20 protein-coding genes are annotated in these 22411 nt (G+C 75.6%); 8 read left to right on the forward strand and 12 right to left on the reverse strand.

Going from position 1 to position 22411, the window contains the following annotated elements; translation table 11 throughout:
- Nucleotides 1-48: 48 nt before the first annotated feature.
- The 6 genes from M8316_RS02025 to serA form a co-directional block, all read right to left on the reverse strand.
- Complete coding sequence (locus tag M8316_RS02025; protein ID WP_250051515.1) at nt 49-1341, reverse strand: 8-oxoguanine deaminase; 1293 nt, start codon at nt 1339-1341, stop codon at nt 49-51.
- A complete protein-coding gene (locus M8316_RS02030) occupies nt 1338-2021 on the reverse strand; it encodes an HD domain-containing protein (RefSeq protein WP_250051517.1) in 684 nt (227 codons plus the stop codon). The genes M8316_RS02025 and M8316_RS02030 overlap by 4 nt, the downstream gene beginning before the upstream one ends.
- A gap of 93 nt (nt 2022-2114) precedes the next feature.
- Entirely contained in the window at nt 2115-3041 is a 927-nt protein-coding gene (locus M8316_RS02035) for a carboxypeptidase-like regulatory domain-containing protein (RefSeq protein ID WP_250051519.1), read from the reverse strand.
- Between the two features lie 303 nt (nt 3042-3344).
- Nucleotides 3345-4577, reverse strand: a complete 1233-nt coding sequence (locus M8316_RS02040; protein WP_250051521.1) for an MSCRAMM family protein — start codon at nt 4575-4577, stop codon at nt 3345-3347.
- Between the two features lie 128 nt (nt 4578-4705).
- Entirely contained in the window at nt 4706-5632 is a 927-nt protein-coding gene (locus M8316_RS02045; RefSeq protein ID WP_250051522.1) for an oxygenase MpaB family protein, read from the reverse strand.
- Nucleotides 5633-5735: 103 nt separating this feature from the next.
- On the reverse strand, nt 5736-6944 hold the full coding sequence (gene serA, locus M8316_RS02050; RefSeq protein ID WP_250051524.1) for a phosphoglycerate dehydrogenase: 1209 nt from the start codon (nt 6942-6944) through the stop codon (nt 5736-5738).
- 197 nt (nt 6945-7141) lie between these two features.
- On the opposite strand from serA, the gene M8316_RS20375 reads away from it, so the two are divergent.
- Nucleotides 7142-7294 (forward strand): DUF5999 family protein, encoded by a 153-nt coding sequence (locus M8316_RS20375; protein ID WP_272494472.1) that lies wholly within the window; start codon nt 7142-7144, stop codon nt 7292-7294.
- 153 nt (nt 7295-7447) lie between these two features.
- On the opposite strand, the gene M8316_RS02060 is transcribed toward M8316_RS20375, so the two are convergent.
- Nucleotides 7448-9118 (reverse strand): DNA repair helicase XPB, encoded by a 1671-nt coding sequence (locus tag M8316_RS02060; protein ID WP_250051528.1) that lies wholly within the window; start codon nt 9116-9118, stop codon nt 7448-7450.
- Between the two features lie 110 nt (nt 9119-9228).
- Nucleotides 9229-11499, reverse strand: coding sequence for a helicase-associated domain-containing protein (locus tag M8316_RS02065; RefSeq protein WP_250051530.1), 2271 nt, complete (start codon nt 11497-11499; stop codon nt 9229-9231).
- 92 nt (nt 11500-11591) lie between these two features.
- Between M8316_RS02065 and M8316_RS02070 the strand changes: the two genes are divergently transcribed.
- Nucleotides 11592-12428 (forward strand): PP2C family protein-serine/threonine phosphatase, encoded by an 837-nt coding sequence (locus M8316_RS02070; protein WP_250051532.1) that lies wholly within the window; start codon nt 11592-11594, stop codon nt 12426-12428.
- Between the two features lie 51 nt (nt 12429-12479).
- Here M8316_RS02070 and M8316_RS02075 read toward each other — a convergent pair whose 3' ends face one another.
- Complete coding sequence (locus M8316_RS02075; RefSeq protein WP_250051534.1) at nt 12480-14801, reverse strand: S8 family serine peptidase; 2322 nt, start codon at nt 14799-14801, stop codon at nt 12480-12482.
- A 206-nt stretch (nt 14802-15007) separates the two neighbouring features.
- Here M8316_RS02075 and larE point away from each other — a divergent pair, with 206 nt between their 5' ends.
- From larE to M8316_RS02090, 3 genes are all read left to right on the forward strand, one after another.
- On the forward strand, nt 15008-16462 hold the full coding sequence (larE, locus tag M8316_RS02080; protein ID WP_250051537.1) for an ATP-dependent sacrificial sulfur transferase LarE: 1455 nt from the start codon (nt 15008-15010) through the stop codon (nt 16460-16462).
- Nucleotides 16459-17205, forward strand: coding sequence for a M50 family metallopeptidase (locus M8316_RS02085; protein WP_250051539.1), 747 nt, complete (start codon nt 16459-16461; stop codon nt 17203-17205). The genes larE and M8316_RS02085 overlap by 4 nt, the downstream gene beginning before the upstream one ends.
- Nucleotides 17206-17335: 130 nt before the next feature.
- The gene (locus tag M8316_RS02090; RefSeq protein WP_250051541.1) at nt 17336-17728 is read left to right on the forward strand and encodes a cold-shock protein; all 393 of its coding nucleotides are present in this window, start codon (nt 17336-17338) and stop codon (nt 17726-17728) included.
- A gap of 18 nt (nt 17729-17746) precedes the next feature.
- Here M8316_RS02090 and M8316_RS02095 read toward each other — a convergent pair whose 3' ends face one another.
- On the reverse strand, nt 17747-19168 hold the full coding sequence (locus tag M8316_RS02095) for an MFS transporter (RefSeq protein WP_250051543.1): 1422 nt from the start codon (nt 19166-19168) through the stop codon (nt 17747-17749).
- Nucleotides 19169-19275: 107 nt separating this feature from the next.
- On the opposite strand from M8316_RS02095, the gene M8316_RS02100 reads away from it, so the two are divergent.
- The gene (locus M8316_RS02100) at nt 19276-20055 is read left to right on the forward strand and encodes a DUF3027 domain-containing protein (protein WP_250051546.1); all 780 of its coding nucleotides are present in this window, start codon (nt 19276-19278) and stop codon (nt 20053-20055) included.
- A gap of 92 nt (nt 20056-20147) precedes the next feature.
- Here M8316_RS02100 and M8316_RS02105 read toward each other — a convergent pair whose 3' ends face one another.
- Together M8316_RS02105 and M8316_RS02110 are read right to left on the reverse strand one after the other, a co-directional pair.
- Entirely contained in the window at nt 20148-20810 is a 663-nt protein-coding gene (locus M8316_RS02105; protein ID WP_250051548.1) for a class I SAM-dependent methyltransferase, read from the reverse strand.
- A complete protein-coding gene (locus M8316_RS02110) occupies nt 20807-21109 on the reverse strand; it encodes a DUF2530 domain-containing protein (RefSeq protein ID WP_250051550.1) in 303 nt (100 codons plus the stop codon). Before M8316_RS02110 ends, M8316_RS02105 begins: the two co-directional genes overlap by 4 nt.
- A gap of 353 nt (nt 21110-21462) precedes the next feature.
- Here M8316_RS02110 and rpsL point away from each other — a divergent pair, with 353 nt between their 5' ends.
- Both rpsL and rpsG read left to right on the forward strand, forming a co-directional pair.
- Nucleotides 21463-21837 carry a 30S ribosomal protein S12 gene (gene rpsL / locus M8316_RS02115; protein ID WP_011757353.1) on the forward strand — a complete coding sequence of 125 codons (375 nt, stop codon included), beginning with the start codon at nt 21463-21465 and terminating at the stop codon, nt 21835-21837.
- A gap of 1 nt (nt 21838) precedes the next feature.
- Nucleotides 21839-22309: a 30S ribosomal protein S7 gene (rpsG, locus tag M8316_RS02120; protein ID WP_250051554.1), complete on the forward strand. Its 471-nt coding sequence runs from the start codon at nt 21839-21841 to the stop codon at nt 22307-22309.
- The last annotated feature ends 102 nt before the right edge of the window (nt 22310-22411 follow it).

Raw genomic sequence — 22411 nt, forward strand, 5'->3', positions numbered from 1 at the left:
GGCACCCGGCTCGGGGCCGGGAGCGCGGGCGTCCAGGACCGGAGAGGGCTAGGACCAGAGCCGTCGCGCCCGGCGGGCGACGTCGGCCCGCAGGGCGTCCAGGTCGGCGTGCACGAGGTGCCCGTCGGTGACCACGGCCTCGCCACCCACCAGCACGTGCCGCGCCCGCGGCTCCGGGCCGAGGACGAGGCCGGCCAGCGGGTCGCGCACGTCGGCGACGTGGTCGCCGGGCCACACCACCACGTCGGCCTTCAGGCCCGGCTCCAGCGCGCCCACGTCGGTGCGGCCCAGGCACGCGGCTCCGCCGCGGGTGGCCATGTCGAGGGCGTCGCGCAGGCTGAGGGCGGTGGGGTCGGTGGCCCGCAGCCGGGCCACCTGCACGGCCGTGCGCATCTCGACGCCGAGCCCGCCGATCTCGTTGGAGGCGACGCCGTCGACCCCGAGGCCGACGTGGACGCCCGCCGCGCGCAGGTCCGCGCTGCGCGCCATGCCCGCGCCCAGCCGCGCGTTGGAGGAGGGGCAGTGCGCCACCCCGGCGCGGGCGGCGCCGAGGCGGGCCACCTCGTCGTCGGAGAAGTGGATGCCGTGGGCGAACCACACGTCGTCGTCCACCCACCCGAGCTCCTCGAGCAGCTCGACGGGCCGCTTGCCGAAGCGGGCCAGGCAGTCGCGCTCCTCGTCGAGGGTCTCGGCCAGGTGCGTGTGCAGCCGCAGGCCCAGCGAGCGGGCCAGGGCCGCGGACTCGCGCATCAGGTCGGTGGTCACCGAGAACGGGCTGCACGGCGCCACGGTGACGACCACGCGGTCGCCGTCGTGCAGCCGGTCGTGCACCGCCTGCGTGGAGGCGAGGATGGCGTCGAGGTCCTCCACGACGCTGTCCGGCGGGAGGCCGCCGTCGGACTCGCCGAGGTCCATCGAGCCGCGGGCCACGTGCACGCGCAGGCCGAGGCGGCGCCCGGCGTCGGCGATCGCGTCGAAGACGGAGTCGTCGCCGTGGGGCACGACGTAGTGGTGGTCGGCGGCCGTCGTGCAGCCGGTGAGCGCCAGCTCGGCCAGGCCGAGCGCGGCCGCGGCGCCGACGTCCTCGGGCGTGATGCGGGCCCAGACGGGGTAGAGCGTGCGCAGCCAGCCGAACAGCGTCTCGTCCACGGCCCAGCCGCGGGTGAGCCACTGGTAGAGGTGGTGGTGGGTGTTGACCAGGCCGGGGGTGAGCACGTCGCCGGTGCAGTCGAGCACCTCGTCCCCCTCACGGGCGGGGACGTCGCCGACGGCGGTGATCAGGCCGTCCTCGATCGCGACGTCGCCCGGCCACCGGGCGCCGCGCAGCACCAGGCGCGTCACGCGGGCTGCTCGGTGGGCTGGTCGGCTGCCTGGTCCGCCTCCAGCGCCGCCCGCAGGCGGCCGACCTCGGCGGCGAGGTTGGCCCGCGCCTGCTCCTCCCACTGCTCGCGCGCCGGGCGCGTGTGGAAGAGGGCGGGCTTCTCGGCGAGGTGCTCGAGCACGTGCACGCGGCCCGCGTGGAAGGTGGCGTCGTCGAGGTGGGCGTACTCCGCGCGCACGGTGCGCACGTACTCCTCGTAGCGCCAGGCGGGCGCGGCGAGGATCGCGAGGTCGGCGTCGGAGAGCGCGCAGCCGGCGACGTCGTCGTCCTCGGGGGTGTGGGTCTCGGTGAGGCGGACGAGGCGGGCGACCTCGGCCGCGGTCTCCTCGCCGACGACCGCCGGCAGCTCGACCTCTGCCCACACGGCCGAGCGCTCCTCCGCGTCCCGCTCACCGTCGTAGACGGCGTCGTGGAACCAGGCGGCCAGCACCACCGGGAGCACCGGGAAGGGCACGCCCGCCACGGCGAGCTCCTCGAGCCGGGCCAGCACCTCGGCGAGGTGGGTCAGGTCGTGGTAGCCGCGGTGCGGCTCGGACCAGGCGTCCACGAGGCGTTCGCGCAGGTCCTCCGCGTCGGGCAGCGGCCACCAGCGGCGGGGGTCGGGGTGGTCCGCGTCGGCGGACGTGCGTTCGTCAGGCATCGCGACCCATTGAAGCCCGCCGGAGGCCGCGGCGCCACCGGAACGCGCCCGGTGCGGACCTCGCCTCGCCCCGCGACCGGCCGCGGGCGGGCCTCAGGCGCGGACGGACGGCAGCCGCAGGGCCGCGGCCCGGGGGAGCGGCGCGCCGGCCGCCGCGTCCTGGTCGGTGGTGGCGGTGCGGGGCAGCGCCAGGTCGCCGAGATCCACGACCTCGGCCGGGCCGCAGGACAGGCCGCGGACGGTGGTGCGGGTGGGGTGGGCGCCGGCGACGGGGCGGACGGGCCCGGAGGAGACCGTGAGCACCAGGCCCGAGGAGGGCGGCAGGGCGCCGCCCACGCGGAACGCGCCGGAGGCATCGGTGCGGGCCCGGGCCAGCACGGCGCCAGCCGCGTCGCGCAGCTCGACGCGGGCGGCCCAGACGCCCCGTCCACCGTCGGCCTGCTCGCCGGCGGCGAGGACGCGACCGCGGAAGGCCCCGCCCGCCGTGATCGGGGTGTCCGTCGGCTCCGGGGCGAGCGGCGGCAGGGTCAGCACGGGGGCGTGCAGGTGCAGGCGGCCGACCCCGGGGGTCAGCGCCGTGGAGACCGAGCGACCGGTGCGGTGCGTGGCCCGCACCAGCAGCGGGACGGCGGGGAGCCCGCCGAGCACGTAGCGGCCGAGGCCGTCGGTGCGGACCGCGAAGGTGCGCCCGTCCGAGGCCCGGGCCGTGACGCGGGCGAACCGCACGAGGCCGCCGTCCGCGGCGGTGACCCGCCCGACCAGCCGACTGCCACGTGCGAGCTCGACCGGTACGGGTGCAGGTTCGTCGTCCGTCCCAGTGACGACGAGCTGCACCCGCACGGAGGCGAGGCGGAGAGGATCGGTGCCGTCCCGGTCGTCGACGACCTCCACGGTCACGGGTCCCGGCTCCACCGGGAGCACCACGCGGGCGTCCCAGGAGCGGCGTTCCCCGACCAGGCGGTCACCGGCGAACCACCGGAGGCGTGCGAGGCACGGCGCGGCCCGGTGGAGCTCCACCACGACCTGTCCCTGTGCGTCCGTCGCCCGCATCCTGCTCACCTCATCCGTCACACCCGTCACGTGCCCGGGCTCGTGTCATCGACCATAGGGGGAGAGTCGGCCACGCTTCATCCACAGATCGCCCACGGTGCACGCACGTTCTGCCCACACGTCTCCGGGAGGTCCTCCCGATGGGACGTCAGCGGCCCGGCGGCGGAGGAAGCGTCTCTCTCCGCCGCCATCATGGCTGCTCAGATACCCCCACGTGCATGAGACCGGCAGGTTCGGTCCACTGGTCCAGCGCGGTGACCGGACCGTTCCGGGTCACGACGTGGGTCGAAGCACGACAGCAATCGTTCCGTACTTGGTGATCCGGTCCGTGCGGATCTGAACACCAGCCTTCTTGAAGGCTCGGTAGTTGACGTTGTCCGATGGAATGACCTGCAGCGTCACCTTCTGGGTGCGCAGCTGCCGCCCCACCAGGAACGTGCCGTCAGAGCCCGTGCGGACCTCGTCCAGCACCGCCCCGTTCGAGTCCAGCAAGCGCACGATGGACTCGGGCATCGGGTCCCGGCCGTCGCTGCTGACCACGCGGCCCCGGACGCGGCCGCCCTGCTTCGTCCAGCGGAAGACCGAGGCGAGGTCGGCCCGGCCGGCGCGGACGGTGCCGCCCTCGACGGCGCCGGTGCGCGGGAGGTAGTTCTCGTAGCCGGGGGCGATGAGCGTGTACCGGCCGGGGAAGAGCCCGGCGAGGTTGGCGGTGCCGTGCCGGGCGTTGACCGTCCACCACTGCCCGGTCGTGCGGGAGACGACGGTGACGGTCACCCGCGAGCTGATCGGCTCGCCGCCGGCGCGCAGGTCCACCAGGAGCTTGCCGGCCTTGGTGCCGAGCGTGAGGGGCACGTCCCGGACCTCGCCCACGGCCAGGTCGGCGACGTAGGTGGAGCGGGCGACCCAGGTCTTCGACCGGTCCCAGGTGAAGAGGCTGTAGCTGCCGCGGGGCAGGCCGGTGACGGCGAACCGGCCGCGCTTGTCGGCCGTCGTCGTGAAGCTGTTCTCGGCCGCGTCGGCGGCCACCACGCGGGCGCTCGCCAGGGCCTTGCCGTGGCGGTTGCGCACGACGCCGGTGACCGACGCGCCGCGCACCATCCGCACGTTGCGCTGCAGCGTCCGCTTCCGCACCCGGACGGTCACGTCGGTCGGGGCGTACTTCTTGGTGTTGTACGAGGGCCGCTTGTCGGAGAACTGCAGGTGGTAGACGCCCGGCGCGAGCCGCAGCGAGTAGACGTCGTTGCGCACGCGGCGCACGCCGATCTGGGTCCAGTCCCGGGTGAACCAGCGCATCACGATGGCCACGCCGTCGGGGTTGCGCACGACGCCGCGGACGGTGGTGCGGGTGCCCCGCTCGGCGGTGGTCGACGACGAGGCGGACGAGGTGGCCGTGGCGCCGGAGGTGTCCGCGGCGGAGGCGGTGCCCGTGGGGACGAGCGCCACGCCCAGGAGGACGACGAGGGCGAGCAGCAGCGCCGGCCGGGCCGGGCGGTGGGGGGTCGGCATGCGTGACTTCCCGTGGGGGCGGGCCCGGGACCCTGGCGTCCCGGTGCGGTGGCACCACTCTAGGAACAGTGCCTGGTCGTGGCCTCAAGACCGACGCAGGATCGCGTCAGCGTTGGCTCAGGCTCACCTCAAGACGCGGCCTGCCCCGGTGACTGCCCAGGCGATTGCTCAGGTGACTGCTCCGGTGCCTGCTCCGGTGACCGGGTGCCGACGCGTTGCCCGGAGAGCGCCCAGCGGATGCCGCCGACGACCCCGGAGCCGAGCAGGCGGACGACGGTCCGCTCGCTCACCGGCGCCCAGGGCAGCCGCAGCGGCGGCCGGGTCCAGGCCGGCAGCAGACCCACGCCGGCCGCCGACAGGGCGGCGTACGGGACGCGGGCGGCCAGGGGGATGGGCGGGTGCAGCAGCAGGAACCGCGCGGCCTCCCGGGCTGCCGGGGTGCCGCGCAGCTCCACCCGGTAGGAGCCGAGGGTGGCCGCGAGCGAGGCGCGGTCGGTGGGCGGGTCGAGGACGCCGAGGGCTCGGGCGACCACGGCCGCCTGGGCCAGGTAGGTGTCGCACTCGGCCGGGGTGAGCGGGCGCTCGCCGTAGACCTGGTGCGCCAGCAGGAACGAGTCGACCTCGGCCGCGTGCACCCAGGCGAGCAGGTGCGGGTCGCCGGCCGCGTAGGCGGTGCCGTCGGGCAGCGTGCCGGTGACCCGGTCGTGGATGCGACGCACCGTCTCCACCGCCGTCCGCGCGTCGTCGGCGTGGCCGAAGGTGGTGGTCGCCAGGAAGGTGCTGGTGCGGGCGAGGCGGCCCCACAGGTCGCCCCGGTAGCCGGAGTGGTCGGCGACCGCCTGCATGGCGGCGGGGTGCAGCGTCTGCAGCAGCAGGGCCCGCACGCCGCCGACGAACATCGAGGCGTCACCGTGCACCCGGGTGATGGGGGAGCCGGGCTCGAACCAGCGCGGGCCGGGCCGGGTGTGGATGCGGTCGCGGTTGCGCGGGCCGTCGGGCCCCGCGACACGGGTGAAGAGCGCCTCGCCCAGGCGTGCGCGGGCCTGCGTGATCATCCGTCCACCGTACGGACGACGACGCCGGCGCCCGCACACCCTCTCGTCGCGACGAGGGGGCGGCGGACGCCGGCGTGCGGTCGTGCCCGGTGGTGGGGCGGCGTCAGTCCTGCGGAGCGTGCCAGGTGCGCACCCACTGGCAGTGCTCGGAGCCGGCCAGCTTGGCGACGACCTCCTCGGGCACGTCGCCGTCGATGTCGATCACCGCGTAGCCCTGCTGGCGCACGGTGGCCAGGTACTGGCCGGTGACGTTGGCGCCGGAGTCGGCGAGCAGCTGGTTCACCTCGGCGAGCACGCCGGGCAGGTTGTCGTGCAGGTAGCCCAGGCGGTTGCCGGTGTGCAGCTCGGGGGCGCCGACCGCGGGCAGGTTCACGCTGAGCTCGGTGCGGCCCTGCAGGTGGAACCCGGCGAGCTTGGTGGCGACGAAGAAGCCGATCTCCTCCTGCGCCTCCTGGGTCGAGCCGCCCACGTGCGGGGTGAGGATGACGTTGTCGAGGCCCTTGAGCGGGGACTCGAACTCGTCGCCCTGCGCCTTCGGCTCGATCGGGAACACGTCGAGCGCGGCACCGGCGATGTGGCCGGAGACGATGTGGTCGCGCAGCGCCTCGGTGTCCACGACCATGCCGCGGCTGGCGTTGATGAACAGCGAGCGCGGCTTCATCTTCGCGAACTGCTCGGCGCCGAAGAGGCCGGCGTTGCCCGGGCGTCCGTCGACGTGGATGGAGACGACGTCGGCCTCGGCCAGCAGCGCGTCCAGCGTGCGCTTGCGCTTGGCGTTGCCGTGGGCGAGCCGGTCGGCGGTGTCGTAGAAGATCACCGAGAGGCCCATGGCCTCGGCGAGGTTCGAGAGCTGGGTGCCGATGTTGCCGTAGCCGACGATGCCGAGGACGCGGCCGCGGATCTCGTGGGAGCCCTTGGCGGACTTGTCCCACACGCCGGCGTGCATCTTCTCGGTCTTCTCGGCCAGGCGGCGGGCCAGCATGATGATCTCGCCGATCACCAGCTCGACGACGCTGCGCGTGTTCGAGTACGGCGCGTTGAAGACCGCGATGCCGCGCTCGGCCGCGGCCGCGTGGTCGATCTGGTTGGTGCCGATGCAGAAGCAGCCGACGGCCTTGAGGTCGGGGGCGGCGTCGAGTGCCTCGGCGGAGACGTGGGTGTTGGAGCGGATGCCCAGCAGCGAGACGCCCTGCAGCTTCTCGACCAGCTCGTCGTGGTCGAGCGAGTGGCCGAGCAGCTCGACGTCGTAACCGCGGTCTTCGAGGATCTCGACCGCGAGCGGGTGGATGTTCTCCAGGAGCAGCGCCTTCACGTGGCCAGGGTAGGCCGACCGGCCGCGATCACCCCAGGGACGACGAGTGCTGGACGCCGGGCCCGGTCGTCGCGAGTTTCGGACCGGCTTGTCCCAACCTTGCTCAACCGGTTGCTCAACCGGCTCGGCGGGTGCCCGATGGAACCCCTGTCACGCACAGCAGCACCGACGACACCGACGACACCGAGAGGACCACCATGTGCCACCACGTCCCCACGTGCCCGGATGCCCGGGACCCCCACGCCACGGCGGCCCACACCGTGTCTGACCACGACGTCGACCAGGGCTGGCAGCTGCTGTGCAACGGACTCATCGTCTTCCACGACGGCGGATGCCTGGTCCCGTCCTGACCGGCACCCGCACTGGTGGGCCCGCCCGGGACTGGCGGCGGGCGGGCGCACCCTCGGGGGCGTCGCACGGTCACGTCGAGCATCACGCTCCGTGGCCCGCGGCGCCCCCGAACCCCTGTCCGTCCCGCACCCCCGGTGCCGGGACGGGAGTCCTCAGGAGGTGAGGTCCTCCGAGCCGAGGTCCTCGGCGTCGACGATCCGGTACGCGTAGCCCTGCTCAGCGAGGAACCGCTGCCGGTTCTGGGCGAAGTCGGCGTCGACGGTGTCGCGCGAGACCACCGTGTAGAACTTCGCCACCTTGCGCTCGCCGTGCGGCCCGGGGTCGCCGGGGCGCAGCAGCCGGCCGAGGCGCTGGGCCTCCTCCTGCCGGGAGCCGAAGGAGCCGGAGACCTGCACGGCCACCTCGGCCGAGGGCAGGTCGATGGAGAAGTTGGCGACCTTGGAGACCACGAGCCGGTCGATCTCGCCGGAGCGGAACGCGCCGAAGAGCCGCTGGCGCTCCTTCACGGTCGTCTCGCCCTTGATGACGGGGGCGTCGATGGCCGCGGCCAGCTCGTCGAGCTGCTCGATGTACTGCCCGATCACCAGCATCGGGCGCCCGGCGTGCTTGCGGACCAGGTCGCGCACCACGTCCACCTTGCGATGGGTGCAGGAGGCGAGCCGGTAGCGCTCCTCGGGCTCGGAGGTCGCGTAGACGAGCCGCTCGTCCTCCGGCAGCGTCACCCGGACCTCGGTGCAGTCGGCCGGCGCGATCCAGCCCTGGGACTCGATGTCCTTCCACGGCGCGTCGTAGCGCTTGGGGCCGATGAGGGAGAACACGTCGCCCTCGCGGCCGTCCTCGCGCACGAGCGTGGCGGTCAGGCCGATGCGGCGGCGGGCCTGGAGGTTGGCGGTCATCCGGAAGATCGGCGCGGGCAGCAGGTGCACCTCGTCGTAGACGATGAGGCCCCAGTCGCGGGCGTCGAGCAGCTCCAGGTGCGGGTAGACGCCCTTCCGCTTCATCGTCAGCACCTGGTAGGTCGCGATGGTGACCGGTCGGACCTCCTTCACCGCGCCCGAGTACTCGCCGATCTCGTCCTCGGTGAGCGAGGTGCGCCGCACCAGCTCGTCCTTCCACTGGCGCGCGCTGACCGTGTTGGTCACCAGGATCAGCGTCGTGGCCTTCGCGTGGGCCATGGACGCGGCACCCACCAGCGTCTTGCCGGCACCGCACGGCAGGACGACGACGCCCGACCCGCCGTGCCAGAACGAGTCGGCCGCCTCGCGCTGGTAGGAGCGCAGCTGCCACTCGTCCTCGAGCAGGTCGATGGCGTGGGCCTCGCCGTCGACGTAGCCCGCGTAGTCCTCCGCCGGCCAGCCGAGCTTGAGCAGCGCCTGCTTGAGGTTGCCGCGCTCGCTGGGGTGGACCGCCACGGTGTCGTCGTCGATCCGGGAGCCGAGCATGCCGGCGACCTTCTTGGCGCGCAGCACCTCCTCCAGCACCGGGCGGTCGGTGCTGGCCAGCACCAGCCCGTGCACCGGGTGCTTCTCCAGACGCAGGCGGCCGTAGCGGGCCATCGTCTCGGCCACGTCCACCAGCAGCGAGTGCGGCACCGGGTAGCGGCTGTACTCCAGCAGCGTGTCCACGACCTGCTCGGCGTCGTGCCCGGCGGCCCGCGCGTTCCACAGACCCAGCGGTGTCAGCCGGTAGGTGTGCACGTGCTCCGGGCTGCGCTCCAGCTCGGCGAACGGGGCGATCGCGCGGCGACAGTCCGCGGCCTGCTCGTGGTCGATCTCGAGCAGGAGGGTCTTGTCCGACTGGACGATGAGGGGGCCGTCGTTCACCGCTACACCCTACGGAGCCCGTCCACACCCGCCGTCCTGGCCGATAGTGCGCGACGACAAGCACCCGGATCGGTGGCTCGGTGGTGCCTTTCGTCGCGCACTATCGGCGGTCAGTCGGCCAGCCGCACCGAGTGGACCCGGTGCACCGCGAACCGCATCTCGTCGTCGGCACGATGGTCGAAGCCGGTGAGGACGCCGCCGTCCAGGCGCAGGGGGTCGACGACGCGGTCGCCGCGGCGTCCCTGCTGGTCGACGTAGCCGATGACGACCGTGCGGCGGGCCTCGATCGCCTCCCGCAGCGCCGAGAGGGCGTCGGCCGGGCTGACGGGGGCGCCCGGCTCGGCGCGGGAGGCCGCGGCGCGGTCGCCGGAGCGCACCGCGCTCACCACGTGGGCCACGGACGCCTCGGCGCGGGCAGCCCGAGAGGCGGCGGCCGCGCCGGCCCGCCGCTCGCGGGGCACCCGTGCCCGCAGCTGGTCGGGCGCCGCCACGCGGACCTCGCCGTCGGGCCCCTCCACGACCGGCGCGGCGCCCAGCTCGCGCAGCCGGGGGAGCAGCACGTCGATCGGGGTGGCGGTGACGAGCACCGTCGGCGCGATCCGCCGCAGCCCGAGGGTCTGGGCCCGGGGGTGGTGCAGCAGCTCGGCCAGCGCGGTCTCGTCGTCGCTGCGCAGGAACGCCTCGGCCGCGCCCACCCGCACCGAGCCGAAGGTCCGGGCCGTGTCGTCCACGAGGTAGCTGAGCGGCTGCGGCACCGGCGTGGCCGAGACGGTCCCGAGGAAGTCGTGCAGCTCGGCCGCCGTCCACCCCAGGTCCAGGGAGCGTCGCACCGAGGTGGGGGTGAACCGGTAGACGGTGGCACCGCCGCGCGACTCCACGTCGGCCACCGAGGCCAGTCGGCGCGCCAGCGCGGAGGTCAGCGGGCCGGGCGCGACGGCGGTGAGGTCGGCCTGGAGCAGCACCTGCTCCACCGGGTCGGGCAGCAGCGCGTCCAGCGCCGCGACGGCTGCGTCCTCGTCCCCGGCGAGCAGGGTGCGCGCGTAGTCGGGCAGCCCGCCGAGGCCGGTCATCCCCAGCACGGCGGCCTCCTCCACGGCCCAGGCCACCTGCTCCGCGCGGTTGCGCGGGCGGCGCGGCCGCAGCCACGAGACACGGGCGACCACGCCGGGCAGGCCGGTGCCGCTGGCGGGCACGGCGTCGGGGTCGAGGGAGGCCAGGGCGTCCAGGGTGAGCCGCCGCGTCTCCACCTGGTGCGCGCCGACCAGCTCGGGCACCAGGGCGTTCCAGGTCTTGCCGGCCGGGTCCTTGCGGCCCACCAGCGCCGGCATCCGCGGGCTGGTCAGCCAGGCCCGGACCAGCACCCGCCACCGCGCGGCCAGGCCGAGCCCCAGCCAGCGGTCGTAGTCGTCGGTCGGCTCCCACGCGGGCTCCGACTCGCGGCCCAGACCCTGCGCCAGCAGCCCCGCAGCCGCGGCCGTCTCCACCAGGAGCGCCGTGCCCGCCTCGTCCAGGCCGAGGAGGGTGGTGGCGGCCTTGAGGTCGCGCACGCCCAGGCCGCCGCTGCGCAGGGCGGACGGCGGGTGGGTGCCCCAGGTCTCCAGCAAGAGCTCGACCCGGCGGACCGCCTCGAACGCCGCGCCCGAGGCCGCGCGGGCCACCATGTCCGCGCCCCGGGAGGAGGTCGGCACGACCGGGACCTCGTCGACCGGCTCGGTCGTCGTCCGCCCGCCGCGCAGCACCAGCCCCACCTCGCCGGGCAGGACGACGACGCCGTCGGTGCGCCGCACCAGCAGCCGCCGCGAGAGCAGCTCCTCGGCCGGCGTCCGCGCGTCCGCGGGGCTGACCGTGTGCCGGCTCGACCCGCTCGTCGCCTCGCCGCCGGCGTCCAGCACCGCGTGCAGCATGGTGCGCGCCTGCTCGGAGACCTCCGCGACCCGACGCTCCACCTCGGCGGCGGGCAGCGGGTCCGTCGAGCGCGGCCGCAGCCCGCTCACCCCGGCCTCCGGGCCGCCGACGAGCACCTCGCTCACGCCGGTGAGCACACGCAGCCCGGAGGTGCCCTCCCAGACCAGCGCCGCGTCCAGGAGCCTGCCCAGCGCCGTGCGCACCGCCTCGGGGGCGGCCCGGACCAGTCCGACGACCTCGTCGGGATCGGTGTGACCGGCCACCACGAGGGCATCCAGGACGTACAGCTCCAACCGGCTCAGCTGGTCGAGCGCCCGCTGCAACGACGAACGCGTGGCGGCGCGCGAGGCCAGCTGGCCGGAGTCGTGCGGGGCGGGGGAGACCAGGTCCGGGCGCAGCGACAGCAGCCCGGCGAGGCGCTCGTCGGGCCAGGCACGCAGCTGGTCGGCGAGCGACCGGTGACCGGAGGTGGACATCGGACCCACGTTAGCCACACCCGGGGGACGCGGCCCACGCCTGGTCGGGGCGAGGATGGGCACACGAGCACCCAGGTCGAGGAGAACCCAGGATGCAGCAGGTACAGGTCCGGCACGCCGGCGCCACCGACGTGGGGCGCGTGCGCACGGTCAACGAGGACGCCTTCCTCGACGCCCCGCCCGTCTTCGCGGTGGCCGACGGCATGGGCGGCCACGACGGGGGCGACGTCGCCTCCGCCTTCGCCGTCGAGGAGCTCGGCTCGCTGGCCGGCCTCACCAGGGGCCTGGACGAGGCGGAGCCGGCGCTGCGCCGCGCGCTCGCCGCCGCCCAGGGCCGCATCGCCGACTACGCCCGCGCCCAGGCCGACGCCGGCGCCGAGGGCTTCCACGCCGGCACCACGGTCGTGTGCGCCCTCCTCGTCCAGGACGGGGCGGAGCCGGCCTGGCTGCTGGGGCACCTGGGCGACTCCCGGGCCTACCGGTTCGCCGACGGACGGCTCGAGCAGCTGACCCGGGACCACTCGCTCGTGCAGGACTACGTCGACGCCGGCGTCATCGCCCCCGAGGAGGCCGCGACCCACCCGGAGCGCAACGTCATCACCCGGGCCCTCGACGGCCGGGGCACGCCCTCGCCCGACCTCGCCCGGCTGCCCGTGACCCCGGGTGAGCGGCTGCTGCTGTGCAGCGACGGCGTCACGGGGATGATCGACCACGACGAGATCGCCGACCTGCTGGCCACCCGCGCCTCGGCCGCGGAGGCTGCGGCCGACCTGGTCTCCGCGGCCGTGGCCGCGGGCGGGCGGGACAACGCGACCGCGGTGGTCGTCGACGTGGACGCCGGGCCCGGCGCCGCGGTCGGTGTCCACGACCGCCCCGGCGGGGCGGCGCACGACGGCGACACCGTGCCGATGGAGACGCGGGAGCGCTGAGCCAGGGTCGGCGCAGGGTCGGCGCAGGGTCGGCGCAGGGTCAGTGCGGGGTCAGCGCCGCACGAGCACCGGGATGCGGGTGCGCAGGCCGTCGGTGCTGCGGAGCACGATCGAGCCCTCGTCCGCGAGGCTCGCGCCGACGCTGACCCGGACGGTGGCCCGCTCGCCGGGGGCGAGGGTGACGGTGGCCGGACGGGCCACCGCGTCCGCGCTGTCGAGGCCCGTGACCCGCACCCGCCAGGTGCGGGTGCTGGTGCCCGCGTTGACCACCGTGCGACGGGCCGTGCCGCCGTCGGTGCGCAGCACGACGCCGGGGCTGGGCAGCCGCCCGGCGCCGGCGAGCCAGTCGCGGTAGTCGCCCCGGTCGGGCACGAGGAGACCGACCTCGGAGTCCTCGGCCTCCGGGGAGACCTGACCGGCGCCCTGGCGCAGCACCGAGACCCCCCGCAGCGGCGTCGCGCCGGCCACGAGGCGGGCCCGCACGCCCTGGGCCTCCAGGCCCGTCGCCGCGGCCAGGCGGGCGGCGGCGCCCGCGACCACGGCGCTGGCGGCGGAGGTGCCGGTCAGCACGCCCCAGCGGTCGCTGCTGACGGAAGCCGGCAGCACGCCGAGCACGTCGGTGCCGGTGGCCACGACGTCGGGCTTGAGGACGGGGGAGTCGGGGGTGCCGCCGGCCGAGAACGCGGGCACGCGTGCCCGCTCGCTCGTGACGCCCTGCGGGGCGAGCGTGGCCCGGCCCAGCGGGTGCGCGGCCACCCAGCGCTCGAGGGTGCGGCCGTCGGCCTGGTCGAGGTGGACGGTCGGCACGGCGTGCAGGTCGGCGTCCACGCCGTCGGGCGCCGTGTTGACCAGCACCATGCCGGCCCCGTCGGCCGCGGCGACCGCGGCGGACTTGTCGATGCGGCCCACGCCGCCGCGCTCGCACAGCACGACGGCGTCGCGCACGGTGGCGGCGTCGAGGCTGCCGGGCTCGCACAGCCGGGCCGCGGCGCGGGTCGCGCCGCGGGCGACGGCGTCCACGCCGCGCACGAGTCGGCCGCTGACACGGGTGGTGGCCGCCATGGCGCCGGAGAGCACGGGGCCGGAGGTGCGGCCGTCGCTGCTCGCCACGGAGACCGAGCCGGTGCGCTGGGCACCGCGGACGGCACCCACGGTCGTCACCCAGGGCGAGAGGTGCGCGGCGGTGCGGGTGCGGCCGGCGTTGCCTGCTGCGGCCACCACCACGGCACCGCTCTCGCCGGCGCCGAGCAGCGCCAGCTCCACGGTGTCCAGGCGGGCGGGGCCGTCGACGGCCAGCTCGAGCACGTCCACGCCGTCGCGGGCGGCCTGGTCGATCGCGGCCACGAGGTCGGCGGTGGCGCAGCCGTCGTCGGCGGGGTCGGGGGCCGTCCAGCAGGCCTTGTAGACCGCGACGCGCGCCTGCGGAGCGACGCCGGAGAAGCTGCCCAGCGAGTCGCCGCCCGCACGGACGGTGACGCCGGAGTTGCCGGCCGCGATGGAGGCGACCTGCGTGCCGTGGCCGTCGGTGTCCAGCGGGGAGAGGCTGGCCGAGGCGCTGACGCGGTCGGCGCCGAAGCCCTCGACGAAGGAGTGCCCGGCCACGACCTTGCCGGTGCAGGATGCCTGGCCCCAGGCGCCCTCGCCGTCGCAGGTGCCGGTGAACCCGCCCGGCGCGGAGCCCAGGCCGGGCACGTCGGCGAACGCGGCGCTCGCGGGGTCCAGGCCGGTGTCGACGACGCCCACCACGGTGCCGGCGCCGCCCACCGAGCCGGTGCCGGCGCTCTCGGCGGTGGCGGCGCCCACGGTCGCGACGCCCCGGCCCGCGAGGGTCCGCACGGAGTTCGGCTCGACGAGCGCGACCTCCGGCAGGGCGGCGAGGTCGTCGGCCTCGGCGGCCGTGAGCCTGACGGCGACGCCGTTCAGCGCGGTCGTCCAGCGGTAGACGGGGGCGGGGGAGCCGACGCGGCCGAGCACCGCGTCCTGCTCCGCGCGCAGGCGCACGGTCGCCAGCGGGTCCTCGGGCTGCCCCGCGGTGCCGGCGCCGGTGAGCGTCACCAGGTACAGCCGGCGCTCCGCCGGGGCCTGCGTCCCGTCGGTCGCCGCGCCCGCGTCGCCGTCCGCGGAGGCCGAGGACGTCGGGCTGGACGACGGGCTGGACGACGGGGTGGACGACGGGGTGGCGCTCGCGCTGCTGGACGGGCTGGCACCGGTGGTGCGGGCCGCGCCGCCGAAGCCGTCGTCGGGCACCGCGGCGGCCGGGGCGGCGGTGCCGAGCACGCCGAGCGAGGCCAGCGAGGTCGAGAGCACGGCAGCCGTGACGAGGCGGCGCAGGCCGCGTGCGGGCGCCCTCGCCCCGGGGCCGAGGCCCCTCACCGCGACACGCGACGCGACTCTCTCCACGTCCCTACCTTCGGCTCTGCTCCGTGCTATGTGAGCGCCCATTGTGACGGATGGTGCACAGGTGGCGCAGCCCCTCCTTGGCAAAGACGTCCGTGCACCGGCCGTGCGGCACGTGACCTGGCGCACGAGGTGCGGGCCCACCGGCCCGGACGCACAGGCTCGTTTCCTACGCTGGCCGCGTGCCTGCTCCCCTCGTCGTCGGGTTCGACCTCGACATGACCCTGGTCGACTCCCGCCCCGGCATCGCCGCCGTCCTGGAGGCGCTGGCCGCCGAGCTGGGGGTCGAGATCCCGGTGCACGAGGTGACCTCGCATCTCGGCCCGCCGCTGGACCAGCTGCTCGCCCCCTACCTGCCCGCCGAGGAGATCGACGCGGCCGTCGACCGGTTCCGGGCCCTCTACCCGGACCTCGCCGTCGCCGCGACGCCCACGCTGGCCGGCGCGAGCGAGGCCGTCGCCGCCGTCCGCGCCCACGGCGGCAGCGTGCTGGTGGTCACCGGCAAGCACGAGCCGAACGCCCGGCGCCACCTGGACCACCTGGGCCTCGAGGTCGACACCCTGGCCGGGGACGTCTGGGGCCCGGGCAAGGGCGCCGCGCTCGGCGCCGCCGGGGCCGGGGTCTACGTGGGCGACCACGTGCACGACGTGGCCGGTGCCCGCGCCGCCGACGCGCTGTCGGTCAGCGTGCTGACCGGCCCGAGCAGCCGCGAGCAGGTGCTGGACGCCGGCACCGACGTCGTCCTCGACGACCTGACCGGCTTCCCCGCCTGGCTGGACTCCCACGTGCTCACCTCCCGCCTCGCCGACCTCGAGGAGCGTCTGGTCGGGCTGGGCTCGGTGCTGGTCGCGTTCTCCGGCGGTGCCGACTCCGCCCTGCTGCTGGCCGCCGCCGTCCGCGCCCTCGGGCCCGAGCGCGTCGTGGCCGCGACCGGCTACAGCCACGCGCTCCCGGCGGCCGAGCGCGACCCGGCCCGGGAGTTCGCCGAGGGCCTCGGCGTGCGGGTGCTGACCCCGGCCACCCACGAGCTGGAGCGCGAGGGCTACCGCGCCAACGCCGGCGACCGCTGCTTCTTCTGCAAGACCGAGCTGATGGACGTCCTCGTGCCGCTGGCCGCCGAGCACGGCCTGGCCGCCGTGGCGACCGGCACCAACGCCGACGACCTGGCGGCCGGCTTCCGCCCGGGCATCCGGGCCGCCGCCGACGCGGGCGCCGTGCGACCGCTGGCCGACGCGGGCCTGACCAAGGCGCAGGTGCGCGCCGCGTCCCTGCTGTGGGGGCTGCCGACCTGGGACAAGCCCGCCGCCGCCTGCCTCTCCTCCCGGATCGCCTACGGCGTCGAGGTCACCGCGGCGGGCCTGGCCCGCGTCGAGGCGGCCGAGCGCGGGCTGCGTGCCCTCCTGGCCGAGGCGGGCACGCCGGTGCGGGACCTGCGCGTGCGCGACCTCGGCGCGGACGCCGCCCGCGTCGAGCTGGACGCCGACCTGGCCCGTCGCCTGGCCGCCGGAGACCCCCTGGCCGAGCGGGTGCGCGCCGCCGTCCTGGCCGTGGGCTTCGCCGACGCGGAGGTCGACCCCCGCGGGTTCCGCTCCGGTGCCATGAACGAGCTGCTGCCCGACCCCGAGCGCTGGCGATGACCGGCGACGGCCTGGCCTCGGGCGTGGGCGACGTGCTCGCCCGCGTGTGGAGCGACGTCCTCGGACGCCAGCCCCTGCCCGAGGCGTGGGTCGTGCTCGCCACCGGCGCGGTGGCGCTGCTGCTGGTCGCCGCTCCGCAGACCTGGCACGGCGTGCGCACCGGGGTGACCGTGGTGCACGAGGCCGGGCACGCGCTGGTCGCCGTGCTGGTGGGACGCCGGCTCTCCGGCATCCGGCTGCACTCCGACACCTCCGGCGTCACGCTCTCCCGGGGGCGCCCCTCGGGGCCCGGGATGGTCGCGATGCTGGCCGCGGGCTACCTGGCGCCGGCGCTGCTCGGGGTGGGGGCCGCGCTGCTGCTGGCGGCCGGTCGTCCGCTGGCCCTGCTGTGGGGCCTGGTGCTGATGGCCCTGCTGCTCCTGGTGTGGGTGCGCAACGCCTACGGCGTGCTGGTGCTCGTGCTGCTGGGCGGCGCCGTCGCGGCCCTGACCTGGCTGGGGTCGCCGCCGTGGCCCTCGCTGGCCGCCTACCTGGTCACCTGGCTGCTGCTCCTGGCCGCCCCGCGCCCCCTGGTGGAGCTGCTGGGCCGCGGACCGGCCGGACGCCGCGGCTCGGACCCCGACCAGCTGGGCCGGCTCACCTGGCTGCCGGCCCTCGGCTGGGTGTGGCTGATGCTCCTGGCCAACCTCGCCGGCGTCGTGGTCGGCGCGCTCACCCTCGCCCCGCAGCTGCTCGAGCGCTGAGCGGTCCGCCGAAGCGGGCCCGTGGGGCAGGTCGACCTAGACTTCCGGGTCGGGCGGCACCCAGGCCGCCCGGGCACGGCCACGGGACTTCCGGGCCCGGTGCGACGTGAGGCGTGAGGGGGAGACGAGAGTGCCCACTGGCAAGGTGAAGTGGTACGACGCCGAGAAGGGTTTCGGCTTCCTCTCCCAGGAGAGCGGTGCCGACGTCTACGTCCGCGCCGACGCCCTGCCCGACGGTGCCGCCCTCAAGGCCGGCACCCGCGTCGAGTTCGGCATCGCCCAGGGCCGTCGCGGCGACCAGGCGCTCAACGTGCGCGTCCTCGACGCCCCCGCCTCGGTCTCGCGCAACCAGGCCGCGGCCCGGCGCAAGAAGCCCGACGAGCTGGCCACCATCACCGAGGACGCCATCCGGCTGCTCGACGCGATGGGCGAGTCCTACCGCCACGGCCGCCACCCCGAGCGCCAGGCCGCCCGGCAGACCGCCAAGGTGCTGCGCGCGCTCGCGGACCAGCTGGAGCTCTGATCGCCCGCGCCGCCGGGCTCAGCCCCGCGCGGCCCGTGCGCGGCTGAGCACGAACGCGGTGAAGGAGACCATCACCGCGGCGGCGACCCCCAGGCCCAGGCGGGCGGGGTCCAGCGGCAGGGCCACGCCGACGAAGCCGCCGACCACCCACGCCAGCTGGAGCGTGGTGTCGCTGCGCGCGAACGCGCTCGCGGCCACGGTCGGCGGGACGTCCGCCTGGATCGTGGCGTCCAGGCAGAACTTCGCCAGCGACTGCGCGAGCCCGGCCACCAGCCCCAGCAGCACCAACGGCAGCACGCCGTAGAAGAGCGTCGCGAGCAGCAGCGCGGCCAGGTCGGCGACCACCGCCCCGATGACGGTCACCCGCGGGTCCAGCCGGCGCAGCAGGGACGCGGCGGCGACACCGAGCCCGTTGCCGAGCCCGGCCGCGCCCACCACCAGCGCCACGAGCAGCTCGTCGGAGAGCGCCGAGGTCGGCGGGTTCTCCCGCAGCAGGAACGCCATGAACATGATGAGGAACCCGGTGGTGAACCGCGGCCCGGCGTTGGCCAGCAGCGCGAAGGCCACCGAGCGGGGCACCCCGAAGCTCAGGCCCCGGCGTCCGCGGCGCCCACCGGCCGGCGCCTTCCCGTCCGCCTGACCCTCCACCGACCGGTCCTCGGGGGAGGCCAGCAGCACCATCGGCTGCTCGCCGGCCGAGGAGTCGACCCGCTCGGGCAGCCGGATCGCCAGCACCACTGCCACCACGAAGAGGACGAACGCGTAGCGCAGCGCCCAGTCCGAGCCCGCCAGCGAGGCGAGGAAGGCCAGGGGAGCGGACACGCCGGCGCCGACCATCCCGGCCAGCGAGACCCGTCCGTTGGCGCGCACCAGCGTCAGGGCGGGCGGTCGCAGCCGCGGGACGGCGGCGGCCCGGGTGACCCCGTAGGCCTTGCTCGCCACCAGCACCCCGAGGGCAGCCCCGAAGAGCTCCGGGGACTCCTCGCCCACGGCGCCCGCCAGCACCCAGGCCAGGAACGCCCGCACCGCCATGGTGGCACCGATGGCCCACCGCCGGCCGTGGCTGAACCGGTCCAGCGTCGGGCCGATCAGCGGGGCCACGATCGCGAACGGCAGCATCGTCAGCCCGAGGAAGAGGGTGACCTGACCACGCGCCTCGCCGGAGGGCACCTGGAAGAACAGGGAGCCGGCGAGGGCGATCGCCACGGCGGCGTCCCCCGCGGCGTTGGCGGCGTGCAGGTAGATGAGGCGGTTCAGCCCGGACGCCTCGGCGCCCTGCGCCCCGGCCGCGCGCCGGGCCTGGTGCCCCACCGCGGCGGCGGCCCGTGCGGTGCTGCGGGCGCCGGTGCGCAGGCCACGGGCGGTGGCACGGCCGGCGTCCGCGGCCCGCTCACGCCCGCCCGGCCGCGCAGGGCCGGAGGGCTGCTGCGGGTCGCTCACGCGCCCATCCTGCCCGGCGACCGGTGCCGCGCACCCACGACCCCGCCCCGGCGCGTCCGGGCCCCCGATACGACACGGTGGCCGGGGTGCGGGCATGATGGTCGGTCGTGAGGACCACCGCTCGTTCCAAGCCCGACTCCGTCACCGTCGGTGCCGTCGAGGTCGCGCGGGCCGCGCTCCTCGAGGACGTCGACAGCCCCAGCGACGTCGGGGAGCACCTCGGCCACGTGGTGGAGGGCGAGCGCCTCGTCACCCACTCCTTCGCCTGCACGCGCCCCGGCTACGTCGGCTGGCGCTGGGCCGTCACCCTCACCCGGGCCTCGCGCCAGCGCACGGTCACGGTGGACGAGGTCGTGCTGCTGCCCGGCGAGGACGCGATCACCGCCCCCGACTGGGTGCCCTACCGCGACCGCGTCCGCCCCGGCGACCTGACGCCCGGCGACCTGCTGCCGGTCGCCGACGACGACCCGCGCCTCGTGCCCACCTACTCCTTCGGTGACGACCCCCTGGACACCGACGAGAAGGAGCAGGTGCGCGACGTCGCCCGCGAGCTCTTCCTCGGCCGTCCGCGCACGCTCGGCCCCGAGGGTCGCGAGCAGGCGGCGCAGCGCTGGTGGGACGGCGACGGCGGCCCCGACAGCCCGCTGGCCCAGGCCGCGTCCGACTCCTGCGACTCCTGCGGCTTCCTGGTCCGCCTCAACGGGCCCCTCTCGGACCGGTTCGGCGTCTGCGCCAACGGTGACGCCAACGACGACGGCCGCGTCGTCGCGCTCGGCCACGGCTGCGGCGCGCACTCCGAGGTGCGGCTGGCCAAGAAGCACGAGCCGCTGCCGATGCCGGAGCCGATCGTCGACGACTTCGCCCCCGGCGACGTCGAGTCCTTCTGACGCACCACTGACCCACCGCCGAGCCGGCAGTACCTCTCAGCTCCCGCGCCGCGGGGCGTGAAGGCTACTGCCGACTGGGCGTCGTCACGGGCTCAGTGCACGTGCCCGACGTCCGTGGTCCCGGGCGTGCCTGCGTCGACGGGGCTGAGCAGCCAGACCGCGTAGTCGGTGCCCGCCGGGTGCAGCTCGTAGGAGCCGAACCGCGCGTCCACGCGCAGGCCCGCGGCCTCGGCGTCCGCGACGAACTCCTCCGGCGGGTAGCGCCGTGCGGCGGGCGGGGCGCCGACGAGGTGGAAGCCCACCAGCACCCGACCGCGCGCGCCCAGGTGCGCGCGGACGCGCGCGAGCAGGGCGCGCTCGGTGCCCTCGGCGAGGAAGACCATCACGTTGCCCACGAGGACGACGAGGTCGAACTCGTGCGGACGCTCGGGGCCCAGCAGCGCGGGGGAGAGGTCGAGACCGTCGGCGTGCAGCAGGTCGAGGTCGGGGAACGTGGCGCGCGCCTGCACGACCAGCGCCGCGTCCGGCTCGACCGCGACGACGCGGTGGCCCCGGGCGGCCAGCCCGGCCCCGACGCGGCCCATGCCCGCACCGACGTCCAGGACGCGAGCGCCACGGGGCAGCAGGGTGTCGGCCAGGCGCGCCTCGCCGTGCACGTCCGCGCCCTCGGCCACGAGGTCCCCGAACTTCCGACCGAAGCCGGCCGACGCGTCCGGCCCGGCCAGCGCCCAGCGGGTGGGTGGCGGCTGCGTCACGCGGTCGGCCCCGCGGTGCTGCCTGCGTCCGCGGCGGCCAGCCGCCGGTCGCGCCGGCGGCGCACGTACTCGAGCCCGAGCAGGCCCAGGCCGGCGCCGGCCAGGCAGGTCCACAGCCACCAGGTGCGGTCGGTCTGCTCGAGCCAGCCGTAGAAGGGCAGCAGCGCGACGAAGGCGACCGCGAAGACGAGTGTGCCGACGGCCACGGTGCGCACGCCGTCGGTGTCCAGGGGCTCGACCGGGGCGATCACGTAGGTGCGACGACCGATACGGTGCTCGTCGGGCTGGTCGGTGCTCACGCACCCAGCCTAGAGCGCCCTCCCACCCGGGCGCGTGGTGGCCGGGTCGCGGTCCTTTTGACCCCCTCACAGGCGCCGGGTAGCCTCAATTCTCGTGTCTGGGACGACCAGGCCGTCGCGCGTGCCCGCGAGCTCAGCCCGGAAGGTCGGGAGGAGCAGGGCACGGGCCCTGAAAGACCCGGAGCGGGTGACCGCCACGGGACGAGGCAAGGGGCGACACGCCCGACCTCGGGGGTGGCGCGGTCGGTTCGGGAGCACCATCCCGGCACACAGGTGGGAGAGGGATCTCCTGCCACCACCCTGTGCGGCAGGTCGCCGCGCAGAGAGAGTCGACAAAGAGAGGGAACCACCCGGTGCCCACTATCCAGCAGCTGGTCCGCAAGGGCCGCCAGGACAAGGTGTCCAAGAACAAGACGCCTGCCCTGAAGGGTTCGCCGCAGCGCCGTGGCGTCTGCACGCGCGTCTACACGACCACCCCGAAGAAGCCGAACTCCGCCCTCCGCAAGGTCGCCCGCGTGCGACTGAGCTCCGGCGTCGAGGTCACCGCCTACATCCCGGGTGTCGGTCACAACCTCCAGGAGCACTCGATCGTGCTCGTCCGCGGCGGCCGTGTGAAGGACCTTCCCGGCGTCCGCTACAAGATCATCCGCGGCACCCTCGACACCCAGGGTGTCAAGAACCGCAAGCAGGCTCGCAGCCGTTACGGCGCGAAGAAGGAGAAGAGCTGACATGCCGCGCAAGGGTCCCGCGCCGAAGCGGCCGCTCGATGTCGACCCCGTCTACGGGTCGCAGCTGGTCACCCAGCTCGTCTCCAAGGTGCTGATGGACGGCAAGAAGCAGGTCGCCCAGCGCATCGTCTACAGCGCCCTCGAGGGCTGCCGCGAGAAGACCGGCACCGACCCGGTCGTCACGCTCAAGCGCGCGCTCGACAACGTGAAGCCGGCCATCGAGGTCAAGTCCCGCCGCGTCGGCGGTGCGACCTACCAGGTGCCGATCGAGGTCAAGGGCGGTCGTGGCACCACCCTCGCCCTCCGCTGGCTCGTGGGCTACGCCCAGGACCGTCGTGAGAAGACGATGTCCGAGCGGCTGATGAACGAGATCCTGGACGCCTCCAACGGCCTCGGTGCCGCTGTGAAGAAGCGCGAGGACACTCACAAGATGGCCGAGTCCAACAAGGCCTTCGCCCACTACCGCTGGTGATCCGTGCGGGGGGGGCCCGGACCCCGGCCCCCCCCCCCCCCCCCCCCCCCCAGGACCAAAGAAACCCGCCACACCCCGGGTGGGGAACAAACCACCCCCCAC

It is taken from the genome of Nocardioides bruguierae, assembly GCF_023554635.1.
GTDB classification, from domain to species: Bacteria; Actinomycetota; Actinomycetes; order Propionibacteriales; family Nocardioidaceae; genus Nocardioides; species Nocardioides bruguierae.

Bases quoted from the DNA above. Each gene is read 5' to 3' on its own strand.
- M8316_RS02030 (WP_250051517.1), bottom strand. From the start codon at position 2,021: ATGCCTGACGAACGCACGTCCGCCGACGCGGACCACCCCGACCCCCGC.
- M8316_RS02065 (WP_250051530.1), bottom strand. From the start codon at position 11,499: ATGTCCACCTCCGGTCACCGGTCGCTCGCCGACCAGCTGCGTGCCTGG.
- M8316_RS02070 (WP_250051532.1), top strand. From the start codon at position 11,592: ATGCAGCAGGTACAGGTCCGGCACGCCGGCGCCACCGACGTGGGGCGC.
- M8316_RS02045 (WP_250051522.1), bottom strand. From the start codon at position 5,632: ATGATCACGCAGGCCCGCGCACGCCTGGGCGAGGCGCTCTTCACCCGT.
- rpsG (WP_250051554.1), top strand. From the start codon at position 21,839: ATGCCGCGCAAGGGTCCCGCGCCGAAGCGGCCGCTCGATGTCGACCCC.
- M8316_RS02085 (WP_250051539.1), top strand. From the start codon at position 16,459: ATGACCGGCGACGGCCTGGCCTCGGGCGTGGGCGACGTGCTCGCCCGC.
- M8316_RS20375 (WP_272494472.1), top strand. From the start codon at position 7,142: ATGTGCCACCACGTCCCCACGTGCCCGGATGCCCGGGACCCCCACGCC.
- M8316_RS02040 (WP_250051521.1), bottom strand. From the start codon at position 4,577: ATGCCGACCCCCCACCGCCCGGCCCGGCCGGCGCTGCTGCTCGCCCTC.